The 12648-nt window shown below is 47.5% G+C and carries 14 protein-coding genes; 8 read left to right on the plus strand and 6 right to left on the minus strand.

Going from position 1 to position 12648, the window contains the following annotated elements; genetic code table 11:
• Positions 1-42 precede the first annotated feature (42 nt).
• Positions 43-2355, minus strand: coding sequence for an ATP-dependent DNA helicase (locus tag MKY92_RS28525; RefSeq protein ID WP_339298436.1), 2313 nt, complete (start codon positions 2353-2355; stop codon positions 43-45).
• Between the two features lie 169 nt (positions 2356-2524).
• Between MKY92_RS28525 and MKY92_RS28530 the strand changes: the two genes are divergently transcribed.
• The 4 genes from MKY92_RS28530 to MKY92_RS28545 all read left to right on the plus strand — a co-directional run bounded on the left by MKY92_RS28530 (position 2525) and on the right by MKY92_RS28545 (position 5783).
• Positions 2525-2737, plus strand: coding sequence for a helix-turn-helix transcriptional regulator (locus MKY92_RS28530; protein WP_036612923.1), 213 nt, complete (start codon positions 2525-2527; stop codon positions 2735-2737).
• A complete protein-coding gene (locus MKY92_RS28535) occupies positions 2727-3041 on the plus strand; it encodes a hypothetical protein (RefSeq protein ID WP_339298437.1) in 315 nt (104 codons plus the stop codon). Before MKY92_RS28530 ends, MKY92_RS28535 begins: the two co-directional genes overlap by 11 nt.
• Before the next feature lie 91 nt (positions 3042-3132).
• Positions 3133-3630, plus strand: a complete 498-nt coding sequence (locus tag MKY92_RS28540) for an antibiotic biosynthesis monooxygenase (RefSeq protein WP_076253722.1) — start codon at positions 3133-3135, stop codon at positions 3628-3630.
• Between the two features lie 170 nt (positions 3631-3800).
• Positions 3801-5783 carry an LTA synthase family protein gene (locus MKY92_RS28545; protein ID WP_339298438.1) on the plus strand — a complete coding sequence of 661 codons (1983 nt, stop codon included), beginning with the start codon at positions 3801-3803 and terminating at the stop codon, positions 5781-5783.
• A 93-nt stretch (positions 5784-5876) separates the two neighbouring features.
• On the opposite strand, the gene MKY92_RS28550 is transcribed toward MKY92_RS28545, so the two are convergent.
• The 5 genes from MKY92_RS28550 to MKY92_RS28570 form a co-directional block, all read right to left on the minus strand.
• Positions 5877-6437: a hypothetical protein gene (locus tag MKY92_RS28550; RefSeq protein WP_339298439.1), complete on the minus strand. Its 561-nt coding sequence runs from the start codon at positions 6435-6437 to the stop codon at positions 5877-5879.
• Positions 6438-6592: 155 nt separating this feature from the next.
• On the minus strand, positions 6593-7264 hold the full coding sequence (locus MKY92_RS28555) for a GNAT family N-acetyltransferase (protein ID WP_339298440.1): 672 nt from the start codon (positions 7262-7264) through the stop codon (positions 6593-6595).
• A 47-nt stretch (positions 7265-7311) separates the two neighbouring features.
• The gene (locus MKY92_RS28560; RefSeq protein WP_339298441.1) at positions 7312-7986 is read right to left on the minus strand and encodes a GNAT family N-acetyltransferase; all 675 of its coding nucleotides are present in this window, start codon (positions 7984-7986) and stop codon (positions 7312-7314) included.
• Between the two features lie 80 nt (positions 7987-8066).
• Positions 8067-8924: a carbon-nitrogen hydrolase family protein gene (locus MKY92_RS28565; RefSeq protein WP_221819709.1), complete on the minus strand. Its 858-nt coding sequence runs from the start codon at positions 8922-8924 to the stop codon at positions 8067-8069.
• A 112-nt stretch (positions 8925-9036) separates the two neighbouring features.
• Positions 9037-9921, minus strand: coding sequence for a LysR family transcriptional regulator (locus MKY92_RS28570; RefSeq protein WP_339298442.1), 885 nt, complete (start codon positions 9919-9921; stop codon positions 9037-9039).
• 161 nt (positions 9922-10082) lie between these two features.
• Between MKY92_RS28570 and MKY92_RS28575 the strand changes: the two genes are divergently transcribed.
• The 4 genes from MKY92_RS28575 (at position 10083) to MKY92_RS28590 (ending at position 12580) form a co-directional block, all read left to right on the plus strand.
• Positions 10083-10454 carry a CidA/LrgA family holin-like protein gene (locus MKY92_RS28575; RefSeq protein WP_339298443.1) on the plus strand — a complete coding sequence of 124 codons (372 nt, stop codon included), beginning with the start codon at positions 10083-10085 and terminating at the stop codon, positions 10452-10454.
• The gene (locus tag MKY92_RS28580) at positions 10451-11131 is read left to right on the plus strand and encodes an LrgB family protein (RefSeq protein WP_339298444.1); all 681 of its coding nucleotides are present in this window, start codon (positions 10451-10453) and stop codon (positions 11129-11131) included. The genes MKY92_RS28575 and MKY92_RS28580 overlap by 4 nt, the downstream gene beginning before the upstream one ends.
• Positions 11132-11236: 105 nt before the next feature.
• Positions 11237-11755: an AbrB/MazE/SpoVT family DNA-binding domain-containing protein gene (locus MKY92_RS28585; RefSeq protein WP_076209663.1), complete on the plus strand. Its 519-nt coding sequence runs from the start codon at positions 11237-11239 to the stop codon at positions 11753-11755.
• A gap of 129 nt (positions 11756-11884) precedes the next feature.
• Positions 11885-12580, plus strand: a complete 696-nt coding sequence (locus MKY92_RS28590) for a Crp/Fnr family transcriptional regulator (protein ID WP_339298445.1) — start codon at positions 11885-11887, stop codon at positions 12578-12580.
• Positions 12581-12648: the final 68 nt, after the last annotated feature.

A 12648-nucleotide genomic window follows, 5' to 3' on the forward strand; every position in this document is an offset into this window, starting at 1 on the left:
TTTGCCTGATCCCATTGAAATTGCTGTGAAGATACATCATGTTCAAATTCGCTTGTAGTCCCGCCACTCCTCGGGCAGCAGGGAACGATACGGCTCTTGGATAAAACGATCGTCGACCAGCACCAGCACGCCCCTGTCTTCTTCCGTCCGAATCAGCCGTCCACCCGCCTGCAGCACCTTGTTCATACCCGGGAAAATATAGGCGTAATTGAATCCGTTGCGTCCTGTCCGATCATAGTAATCACGTAATACGTTGTTCTCCAGACCAATCTGCGGCAGCCCCGCACCTACCACAACCACGCCATTCAAGCGGTCTCCCGGCAGATCGACACCCTCCGAGAATACGCCACCCATGACGGCAAATACTAAGCGTGTTCGTTCAGGATTCGGCTGAAATCCATCCAAAAACTGCTCCCGTTCCAGTTCGTTCATGCCTTGCTTTTGTATGACCGTATCCGCTTCACTTGGAAGCTGTGCGTAGGTCTCATATATCTCGCGCATATAAGGGTAAGAAGGGAAGAACACCATCAGATTGCTGCGTGGCCATTCGGTCACCAGCTGTTGCAGCATCTCCGCAATGGGTCGCCGGGATTGCTCCCGATCCTTATAACGCACGGATAAGGGCAGGAGCCTCACATCCAATTGTTCCCGCTGAAATGGAGATGGAATCTGCAATGTATAATCCTCTTCCTCTGCACCCAGCATATCCCGATAATAGCGAAGGGGTGACAATGTGGCCGAGAAATGAATGAGGGAGCGGAATCCTTTGGCCGTCTGACGAAGCAGTACCGAAGGATCGAGACAGAATAACTTCACTCTCACTTCACTTCGAACACACTCTGCATACGTAATAAAACGTTCATCATACAGCTTGGCAATACGCAGGAAATTCTGTGCCGTGAAGTAGGCATCCAACAGCAGCTGATCCGTCTCGGCATTCCCCGAACCACCTTCAACAAGACATTGCTCCGCGACCATGACAAAAGGCTCCAGCCGTTCAATCAGTTCCTCCGGCGCCTCCTGCTGAATGATCTTTCCTTCTTCTCCACCGTTTTTCCGAAGGGTAATCAGATACTTATCAATGGCCCCGGTGTAGTCAACAATGGCTTTGGCAGCAGGCACACTGCTGTCCAGCGACTGGAACTCTCTTTTCACATCCAGAAATACTGCCTTCTCCAGCTCAGCGGAAAACATCATTCGGCCACGATCAACCAGATTATGTGCCTCGTCCACCAGTAACACCGTCTTGCGTTTCTGCTCCTCCAACATTCTTTTCAGAGAGATCCTCGGATCGAAAATATAGTTATAATCGCAGATCACTGCATCGGCTGCATACGCCGCATCCAGTGAAAACTCAAACGGACACACCCGATGTTTGCGCGCATACTGCTCGATGACCGGACGTGTCATCAACGTCTCATGTTCCAGCATGTCCAGCACGGCCCCGTTAATACGGTCATAATATCCTTCACACATGCCGCACTGCCCTGTATCACAAGCTTCCTCTTCCTTAAAACAAATCTTGTCCTTCGCGGTCAGACTGATCACATGCATCTTCAATCCTTCCGATTGCATCCGGGCAAAAGCTTCTTCTGCCGCCACCCGTGTTGTCGTCCTCGCGGTCAGATAGAACAATCGGCTCGCTTCGCCTTCGCCAATCGCTTTGACTGTGGGGAACAGCACGGACATGGTTTTACCAATGCCTGTTGGTGCTTTGGCCATCAATCCCTGACCTTCACGGATCGTCTTGTACACGGCTCCAGCCAACTTCCGCTGCCCCTCCCGGTATTTGCGAAAAGGAAACGGCAACTCTCGCACACTGATATCACGCTCTTCTTCATATGCAGCGATCATCTCTGCATATGGCGCATAACCGGCAATCACTTCTGCCGCAAACTGCTCCAGTTCCTGCCGTTCTGCCATTCGGCGAAACCGTCTTTCTTCATGGGTTACCGAATGTACATACGTCAACTGCACTTGCATACGTGGTTCATCCTGCTGGACAGCGTACATGTAGGCATACATCATGGCCTGCGCCCAGTGCACGGGAAGTCCCTCACCCAGATCGTCCAGATTGCCCGCAGTTGATTTGATCTCATCCACCGTCAACTGACCGTCCAGACGAATTAGCCCGTCACATCGTCCCTCCACCACATAGGTCAGATTCCCATGTTGGATCTCAGCTTCGAGCACAATCTCTTTTAAATCTTCTTCCGTGTACTCCTTCTGTACCCGCTGATGAATTCGAGTTCCCTCCTGCATCGAGGCATTGGTCCGGAACCCTGGACGTATGCTACCGCTGCGGTACACATACTCCACCAAAGGTCTAACCGATATCCGAATTGTTGTTGTCATACGATCACCCGTTCTGTTTGTAGTGATTATACTTTATCATGAAATATGCTTTTGGACACAGCACCACCTCGAAGAAGTGGAAAATATTATAAAGAGAGATTGACATCACATCGTCGCATAAGTAAAGTTAACTTTACGTAAAGCGAACTTTACTTATGGGAGGATATACTTGCAAAATCTAATCAGAGACAAGCGAATACATATGCATATCACACAGGAAGAACTGTCTCAACGGCTTAAGGTCTCTAGGCAGACCATCATATCGTTGGAATCCGGAAAGTACAAACCTTCTCTTGTGCTTGCTCACAAGCTTGCCCAATTATTTGGCTGTCAGATCGAGGAATTATTTATTTTTGAAGGAGATGAGAATATTGAGTTCTGAATCACTGAATCGGATGATCGGGATCGGTGGAATTGTAGCTGGTTTGTTATTTGCAATACTCATTATTTTTTTCACAAGGTTGATTGCAAAAAAGCACAACGGACTGGATGAGCGGTACCTCTATTGTATCACGAGAGCAAAAGCCTTCTCCTGGAATGCGACCACTATCAGTCTTGTTCTGGCTTGGATCCTCGTAGTTATGCTAGACGGGATATCGCTTTCCTTTTTCATTATTACTGCAGTGTTTGTCATTCATTGTTTATCTTCTATTGCGGCAAACCTATACTACTCAGCTCGGAATTAGTCCACCTTTCCGATACATGTGAACCGATTGGACTCACCGATTCCCATATGCTATGTTGAGATAGAATGTACTTAATAAGGAGGCCGCTTCTATGTATATCTATTTGGTTCCTTCACCGATTCCGGATGCACTTGCTGCATACCCGCATCTGACTTTGCGAAGCGAAGAGCACGTGCGTCTGGCTATTGAATCCGCAGAACGCCTGATGAATATCGAGTCTGATGATAAAATAGCCGCATATGAAGCTTTCGATGCCGCAGGTTCCTGGACTGGCGGTGGTTACGCTGTTCTCAACAATATCCCTGTCACAGAGGATGGTCGTAACGATTTTGAAGAACGGTTTAAGAACCGTGCCCGCAAGGTAGAAGATGAACCTGGCTTTGTCGGTATTCGTGTGCTTCGTCCTCTGAAGGATGACACGTATGTCGTACTTACACTCTGGCAGTCGGAAGAACACTTCAAAGGCTGGCAGGAATCCCAAGCTTATAGTCACGCTCACCGTAACCGCAGTACTAGCGAAGGGCTGACTGCACAGAAGCCCACCATGTTCCCCAGACCTTCTTACGTTACAACGTACACTATAGAATAACGGATTGGGTCACCTCTGGCGTTTATCGCAGTAGCCCATGTTTTTTCAAACCTCTTCCTGTATGGAAGAGGTTTTTTGCCGTAAATTGTTGAAGGCTCTCATTTTTGACACAGCCATGCTGAGATAGGATAATACTTGTTAAATGAAACTTCGGAAGGGAAGGCGGTACCTTGTCACGCAGTTCACTCACCCGATTTCTAAGCGGACCGTTTATATTCTTTACCATTATCATGATGATCAAAAGTTCACTGGCCTGGATTGTTATCTTCGATGACATCCCTGTCTGGAAACCACTGCTGACCGAATTGCCGCTCATCTGGATCGGCTTCTGTCTAATTGAGTGGTTTGCTGCCAAGCGGCGAATGTGGATATACCTTGCCATGAATTTGCTGCTCTCAGGGATTTTCTTTGCAGCCATCATGTACTACAAATATTATGGTGTAATCGTTAACTATCACGCGCTCGCACAGGTGAATCAGGTGACCTCGGTCAAGAGCAGCATGTTTTCTTTGCTTGACCCCTATTATTTGTTTATTTTTGCAGACGTTCTGATCATTGGGGGGATACTCATTCGTCGTCGGATCAAGCTCGGGAGTACAGAACGTCCGAACCGCATTCCGCTTGAACGACGTGCCAGACGACGGGTTGCTTCGGTCATTCTGACCCTGTCCATGATCCTGTGTATGCTCAACATCTATCCCAATCGGGCTAGCATGAGTGAGCTTACACAAGCAGAACAGATGGGCATCCTCGGTTACGAGGCGTATACCATTCTGGATCGACCTGATAAACCTGTGCCCATCGCTCACATTGATCAGACTGACATCGACCAACTGAAACAAACGACCGAACTTCCTGCGATTGTGGAGAAGGGTGCCGCGAGCGGACGCAATGTGATTATGCTCCAGTTGGAATCGTTTCAGAACTTCCTGATTGGATTAGAGGTAGATGGACAGGAGATTACGCCTAATCTGAATCAATTGGCTAGACAGAGCCTGTATTTTCCGAACTTCTATCAGCAAGTGGGACAGGGAAATACATCAGATGCAGAATTTGTTGTGAACACGTCGTTCTACACCCCGCCGAACGGGGCAGCAACAACTGTATATGCGGATAAAGCTCTGCCGAGTCTACCCAAGTTGATGTCAGCAAACGGATATCAGACAGCCACATTCCATACAAATGATGTTCGTTTCTGGAATCGGGATCAGTTATACAAGGCACTTGGATTCGACCAGTATTATGATATTGATTATTTCGGCATGCAGGACTCTATCGCCTTTTCGGCCTCGGATGAAGTCCTATATTCCAAAACACTGGATAAGCTGGAATCCATGCAGTCTTCGGGTGATCCCTTCTATGCCCATATCATCTCTATGTCAGCCCACCACCCGTACACTTTGCCTAAAAACAAGGTGAAGTTGACGCTGCCAGATCGTTACAAGGATACGTTGCCCGGTGATTATCTGATATCACAGCATTATGCGGATGAGGCAGTTGGACAGTTGATTGCGGGATTGAAAGAACGGGGATTATGGGAAAATAGCCTGTTTGTCTTGTACGGGGATCACTTGGGGCTTCCCATCTATTCACTGGATAAGGATGACAAAGTCCTTATGAAAGAGTTGTATGGTCGGGAGTACACATCAGCAGATATGATTAATATTCCACTCATGATCTCGGCCCCGGGCGTTACCCCGGGTGTACAACTGGAACAGATCGGAGGCCAGGTGGACATTCTGCCAACGATTGCAGGACTCACCGGAGTATCGCTGAAGGGCCAATTGCACTTCGGACAGGATTTGTTACACGAAGGTGGAAATCTCCTACCCGAACGCTATTACCTCCCTTCCGGGTCGGTGCTAAACGATGCTTCTCTCTTCATTCCGGCGAAAGGATACGGGGACGGAACGCATTATTCCCTAGCTGATGCGGGCAGACAGGATGCCGGGCAACAACGGACAGGTGTTCCTTCAGAAGAGACAACGAAGATTTCGGGAGAAGAGGAATCTCCAACTATCGCCACACCCAATAACAGTCGGGTACCCTCTTCACGGTTTATAACGAAGGAACAATACGATCGAGCATTGGATCTTGCACACTTGTCCAACAGTTATTTGAGCCAGTTACCGGATCGAAAGGCTACACAATAATTGAATCTTTTCACTCGAACTTATCCATGCGGCGACCTTCCTCTTAACATAGAGAGAACGGTCGCTATTTATTTTCAGAACCAGACAAGTGACCTATCCATTCGTGAGCAGACCATCAAAGAGCCAGTTGCCTTCCTCAGAACGAATGAAATAGAAATCCAATGCACCGTTTCCATCAGACCATACTGTAGCCATATGTAAAATGATACGATCTGAATCAAGAGGATTAAATCCACGGTACTCCAAACTATTCAGACTAACGTTATGCAAAAAAGGGACTTCATAATCCCCCTGTTCCAGTTTCGAAATAATGATATTGTTCTGCTGCGATATTTCTATGTTCGGTGAAGATACCGATACAAGATATGTATAGTTATTGGATTGCATCGCCGCCATCAGTTTAAACGTTATGTTCAGCGTTTCTCTTAAACTTTCTACTTCTTCCTGCTCTTTTATGTCTTTTTCATCTTTTTCCTTCTGGTTGTTCCGTACCTGCTCTTTCAGCAGTTCATTTTCCTTCCGCATTTGTTCGGTATTTATGGCATCCTTGCGTTCTCTTTCCTGTACATCTGGTAGTGAAGCATCGTCACTTGAACTGCAGGCTGTTAAAAATAAAGCGAGCATCCATATCAACAAGATTCTGCTTTTTCTCATCTAATCCCCTCCTTAATAATAATGATTAGAAACATATATTTTCCATGTTTATGGTAACATATCCCATACGGAAGAAAAGAGTATCTTGTTCGTTCTGAAAAATATAACAAAAAAGACCCGAACCCTGTTAGTCCAGGCTCGGGTCTTTCATATGATCACAACGGCAGTAGCGTAACCGACTTGCGAGCAGTCAATTGCTCTACCATGGCAAGCCATTCTTGCGGTTTGTTTGGTAACACCGCATAATATCGATTCAGGAAATCAGCCACCAGACTTGCTGGCAGTTCACCAAGCGACTCATCACCTGGCATGAAGCACAGATCCAATCCGCCAACCGCTTCGCCGTCACCTTGCCAGGATGGATGAACATACGGGAAGTCCAGACGCTGGTATCCCAGATGGGACAATACTTCGCGACGCACATACGGGTCCATTGGCTTGATTCCGCCAAACTCGTGATCCTGACTCAGATAAGGATTATAGATTTCGGCAAACATGCCGAACAATTCTTTCCCGTTTGCCGCAGCCAGCTTTTGCAGATCACGCTTGCGGTGATTCGCCAAGAAACTGCCAATTCCCAGACCTTCGCGCCCAATAATCGTGAAGTCCGTCATGGCCACGTTCCAATCCTCGTAATAACGGTACTCTGTCGCTCCAACGACCTGTCCCTCATGCACAGCTACAAACACCCGAATACCCGGATCTTCCAACGGTTCTTCCCACAGGGGGAAGTCCAGCACTTCCTCCCGAGGGAAAATCTCCTGCATCAACTTGTGCATTTGAGCAAACAACGGATCCTTAATGGATGTAATACGCGTGAATTCCATAAATAAATACCCCCTCAATTGATGATGTATTTCATTTAATTTTATTTTTATTTGAACGGATTCCGCCACTCCATCAGGGCAGCATAATTACAGGATTCCTCATCGTCTAGATAGTCTGCAGTCACACCAACAGGCATGCGGCCACAGCGAAGCAAGAACGATATCACTGGGTCACGCCTCTCTCCCGCTGCTACCTGATCCAGATATTCCTGCGCAGACAGTTGGTCTGCAACCAGATGATAACCCGGCATTCTACCGGCACCTAGTAACCGGTCCATACCCTGTGCAATCACCAGGTGGTACATCGCCTGCATCATAAGCTGAGCCAGTCCCCATTTGCGGTACTTTGGACGAACACAGAGATCGACAATATACAGCGTGTTGCCATCCGGCTGGTGGTTACGAATATAGCCGTCATCCGTTACTTCGGCCCAGGTATGACATGCTGGATGTGCAGGGTCCCACTGCATTCGTAGCGAGGTCATTGAGCCAGCCAACTCTCCATCGACTTCAATGCAGATAGCACCCTCCGGGTAATGCTGCACATGACTGGTGAGTTGCTCGTGACTCCAGAGCAGCTCTTCCGGATAAGGAGGAGGGAAACTCTCCGCCTGAATGCGAATGAGTTCCTCAAAGTCGGATGCAACATAATTGCGAACGACTGCTTTTACCCTTTTACCATTTCGCTCCGGGTCGGTGATCAGCATTTCTTTGGTATACATGTTGCCGGGTCACCCCTTTCCACTGACAAATGAATTCTGATAAATCTTCCTTTGTCCTGTTCGTTTATAAACGGAGTTGCCTACTCCCAATCGGTATACAGATCAGTACGGCGGTCACGCCAGGTCGTTACCGATCCACGTTCGCGCACCTCATACAACAAGTCCAGATCCAGATCGGCGGTCACGATCATATCGTTGTTAATCTCACCCTCGGCCAAAATGCCACGTGGCGGGAACGGGATATCATTAGGCGTAATAATGGCAGCCTGTCCATAGTTGGCACGCATGAAATCTACTGTTGGCAGGTTACCCACTGTTCCGGTTAACACAACATACACCTGATTCTCCACCGCGCGGGCATGACTCGTATAACGCACACGGTAGAATCCGTGACGATCGTCCGTGCAGGAAGGACAGAAAATTACGTCTGCGCCTTTGGCTTTGGCCATCCTTACAATTTCCGGGAATTCAATATCGTAACAGGTCAGCATCGCAATACGGCCTTTGTCCGTGTCGAACACCTCAAGTCCATCTCCGGGAGCCATATTCCATTCCTGTACTTCGGTTGGTGTAATGTGAATCTTGTCCTGGCGAGCGATGCGACCATCCGGGTAGAACATGTGGGCTGTATTATACAACTTCCCTTCACGGCGAATGACGTGGGTTCCCCCGATGACGTGCATGCCGTACTTGGCAGCAAGTGATGTGAACAGTTGTTCATATTGCTCCGTAAAGTTCGGCAGATCCTCAATTGTCAGCGCATTGCCTTGTTTGTCCCCAATGGACATTAACTGTGTTGTGAAAAATTCCGGGAACAGCACAAATTCAGTTCCGTATTCACTCGCTGTCCGTATGTAATGCTCAGCCTGAGCGGCGAACTGCTCAAACGAGCTGATTGTGTGCAATTGGTATTGTACAGCGGATACCCGCAGTTTCATGTTCGTACACCTCCATCATGATTATGCTTCCATTGTAACAACGATCCAGGGTCAACAAAAGAGTATTTAAACTGGGTACTACAATGATAGAATAACCTTCCGATCGCTTCCCTTACTCACCCAGCATCGATTGTGTGAATGCGATCCACTCTCTCGTGGCAAATGAAAGATAGCGGTCCTTCCGCCAGATCATGCCGAGCTGCCATGGAATCACCGGTTCCACCACAGGTATGATACGCACACGCATATGGTCCACCTCACGACAGATCGTCTCCGGCAGTAAAGCAACCCCCAGATTGGCGGCAACCATCGCGCTGAGCAGATCCCACTGGGAGCTCTCATATACCACCCGGGGCTGGAACCCAGCATGCTGACAGGCCACAATAATCCGGTCATGCAATGCAAAATCCTCCCGAAACAGCACAAAGGCGTCGTTTTCCAGTTCATGCAGCGCAACCGACTCTTTCCCTGCAAGTGGATGTGAAGGGTGTACAAGCAGGTTCAGCTTCTCTTTTACAAACACAAAATGATCCAACAGCTCATCCACGGTTGGCAGTACGGCAACACCAATATCCAGTGCACCACTGATCACATCGGCTTCTACTTTTTTGGCACCATCCTCGAACAGCTGAATGGTCACCTGCGGGTAGGCTTTATGAAATTCACCAATGATCATGGGGAAAAAGCTTGATCCTACCATCGGCGGCAAGCCGATCCGCAGATGGCCTTTCTTCAAATTCATCAGGTCATCCAATTCGGACGACAGATTGCGGAACGATTTTTCAATCTCCAGTGCCTGCCGAAAAAACACATGACCTGCATCGGTTAGTTCCACTTTCTTCCCATAACGGTCCAACAACGTGATACCTAGTTCCTCTTCAAGACTCTTGACAGTCTTGCTGATCGTAGGCTGGGTGATATACAGAACTTCGGCGGCTTTTGTGAAGCTCTGCTGCCGGGCAACTTCCAGAAAATATTGCAAATGGCGGATATCCATCGGTTGATCCCCACCCCTCATAGATAAATGGAATAGAAAACATTCTTAATATGCATTTTACTCATGAAAGAATGCCATGTAAAATTTATGATATCAAATGAATCATTTTCATTTTCATAATAACTTAAACGATTACGTTGATTATACAAGGAGGGATTGAAGTGAAAAAATGGGGCATTGGTATTGCACAGGTTGCGCTCTTAATGGTTTTTTCACTGCTCATGGACCTGTTGGCCCGTACTCTCCATCTTCCTGTACCGGGTTCCATACTCGGTATGGTTGTGTTATTCATTCTGCTTCAGACTCGTGTCGTGAAGCTGCGCTGGATTGAAGTTGGAGCTGCCTGGCTGCTCGGCGAACTATTGTTATTTTTTATCCCGTCAGCCGTTGGCATTATGAACTATATGCCCATGCTGGAGCATGACGGACTGCAGATTTTATTCATCGTACTACTTAGTACATTTCTGGTCATGTCCTGCACAGGCCTGGTTGCTACACGAATCGCGAAACGAAAGGAGCGTCACACCGGATGATTGGATTTCTCTGCCTGCTGTTAACCGTCGGTATCTATGCGGTCGCCAAACGAATGTATCGTAATCTGCCAAAAGTATATCTGTCTCCACTGCTCATTACGCCGCTGCTTGTTGTTGGCATATTGCTCGCAACCGGAACGGATTATGCCACGTATAGCAGTGGCGGCAAATGGCTGAGTCTGCTTCTCCAACCGGCCACGGTGGCTTTTGCCGTACCGCTCTATACCTTTTTCCATGTACTCAAAAAACATATTTCCGAGATTGTCTTCAGTGTCATGACCGGCTCGGTCGTTGCCGTACTTTCTTCTGCCCTGCTCGCCAAATGGTTGCGCCTGGATTCCGGTCTCATTCATAGTCTGATCCCAAGATCGATTACCACCCCAATTGCCATGAACGTTTCGGCTACCATCGGTGGCATTCCCGCAGTCACAGCTGTTTTTGTTATTATGACTGGCCTGCTCGGAGTGATTATGGGCCCTTCGATCGTTAAGATGCTACGCATCGATGGGGAGATTGCACGAGGCACACTGTTTGGAACCGGTGCCCATGGCACAGGGACATCCAAGGCGTTTGAACTGAGTTCCCTAACGGGTACCATCTCCAGCATCTCCATGGTGCTCGCTGCCTTGTTCACTTTAGCCGTTGCACCCGTCCTTTCTAAACTTATTTTCCCATAATGGATGGAATTATCCACTTTTTTGAAATATTATTGTTGTATTAAAGCCCTTTCTTCCTTACAATAAGGACAGGTTTTTAATTGTGAATATTGCGGGGGAGATGCGATGAAAAGAACCGGAATGAAGAGATCTCTGGACCGTCTTGGACGAATTGTCCTTCCCAAAGAAATGCGGGATACGATGGAAATCCATATCGGCGATCCGCTTGAGTTTTTCATTGAAGGGAAAGAGTTGATTTTAAGAAAGTACAAATCAACATTATGTATTTTTTGCGGTGATGTAGATACGGAAATGTATTTCAAAGAACAATTCATCTGCCGGACTTGTGCAATTCAATTAAAACACCCGGATGACTCTCCCGACTGGTTCGTACCTCAGAACAAACAGGCTCCTGCACCCGTGGAGCGTCCTGCTTCCAAATCCGCCTCAGTCTCATCTCCCGCTAGGGAAGAAGGGACCACAGCTGATAACCAAGAATACCCGGATCTGCGGCCGAAGACGGCACGTATGCTGCAACAGATGAAAGAAATTGTTGAACAGAATCCCGGTTTGGCTCAACAGCAAATTGCGGAAAAGCTTGGCATCAGCCAAGGACGCGTCTCTCAATTAAAAAAGTTACTATAATTAAAATGGCATTTGATCATCATTTATAGTCAGAAGACCTTCCGATCAGGAAGTCCCGCTGCAAGAGAACCCGTTGTTTTTCGTGGGTTCTTCTTTTTTTATATTCATATTGTCATGGAAAGGAGTTCTATGGATAAAATTCTGTATTTATCACAATTCGACCTCATGTCCTCCTTGTCCGAGGCAGACCTGATTGAAATGGATGGGATGACTTCTATTACGACCATACCCAAAAACAGACAGATCCAGACACCGGATACGTTTACAGAAGGTTTCTATTTTGTAAAACGGGGAAAGGTTCGTTTATATACTTTAAACCCGGAGGGCAAGCAGTTCACTCTCGATATTTTGACGGAAGGTAACGTGTTTGGAGAAATGAACGGAATCTCACTCGGAACACGTGCTGTTTATATCGAAACGATGGAGGAGTGTGATATTTGCCTGATGAACAAACAACGTTTTGAACAGTTTCTGATTGAACATCCACAGTTTATGATGAGACTGATGAACGTACTAAGCGAGCGGATCAAACGAATGAGCGAGTTGACACAGACGCTCGCACTCGGAAGCCTGCATGAAAAGGTGATACATAATCTCTTCCGGCTGGCTGAACAGATGGGATGGATCGAAGAAGATGAGTACTGCCGGATTCAACTTGGGCTTACCCATCAGGAGATTGCCTGGATGGCGGGAGCCACACGGGAATCGGTTACGATTGTCATGCAAGACTTGGCAAAAGCAGGCCGTATTCGTACCGGATTCAAATCAGTCTCCCTTCATCGTGACGAAATCGCCATCCTTCGGAAAATAACTGCCCACTTGTAAGATGCATTACATCCCTGTTCTCCAGCAAGTTGTACTGTATAGCTCATAAGTCTATACAACCAAGGAGG

This window comes from Paenibacillus sp. FSL R5-0623 (genome assembly GCF_037974265.1).
In the GTDB taxonomy this organism is placed as follows: Bacteria; Bacillota; Bacilli; order Paenibacillales; family Paenibacillaceae; genus Paenibacillus.

What these genes read in the sequence shown, in the direction of transcription:
- MKY92_RS28525 (WP_339298436.1), bottom strand. Translation starts at nt 2,355, where the DNA reads ATGACAACAACAATTCGGATATCGGTTAGACCTTTGGTGGAGTATGTG.
- MKY92_RS28540 (WP_076253722.1), top strand. Translation starts at nt 3,133, where the DNA reads ATGTATATCTATTTGGTTCCTTCACCGATTCCGGATGCACTTGCTGCA.
- MKY92_RS28550 (WP_339298439.1), bottom strand. Translation starts at nt 6,437, where the DNA reads ATGAGAAAAAGCAGAATCTTGTTGATATGGATGCTCGCTTTATTTTTA.
- MKY92_RS28555 (WP_339298440.1), bottom strand. Translation starts at nt 7,264, where the DNA reads ATGGAATTCACGCGTATTACATCCATTAAGGATCCGTTGTTTGCTCAA.
- MKY92_RS28560 (WP_339298441.1), bottom strand. Translation starts at nt 7,986, where the DNA reads ATGTATACCAAAGAAATGCTGATCACCGACCCGGAGCGAAATGGTAAA.
- MKY92_RS28565 (WP_221819709.1), bottom strand. Translation starts at nt 8,924, where the DNA reads ATGAAACTGCGGGTATCCGCTGTACAATACCAATTGCACACAATCAGC.
- MKY92_RS28570 (WP_339298442.1), bottom strand. Translation starts at nt 9,921, where the DNA reads ATGGATATCCGCCATTTGCAATATTTTCTGGAAGTTGCCCGGCAGCAG.
- MKY92_RS28580 (WP_339298444.1), top strand. Translation starts at nt 10,451, where the DNA reads ATGATTGGATTTCTCTGCCTGCTGTTAACCGTCGGTATCTATGCGGTC.
- MKY92_RS28585 (WP_076209663.1), top strand. Translation starts at nt 11,237, where the DNA reads ATGAAAAGAACCGGAATGAAGAGATCTCTGGACCGTCTTGGACGAATT.
- MKY92_RS28590 (WP_339298445.1), top strand. Translation starts at nt 11,885, where the DNA reads ATGGATAAAATTCTGTATTTATCACAATTCGACCTCATGTCCTCCTTG.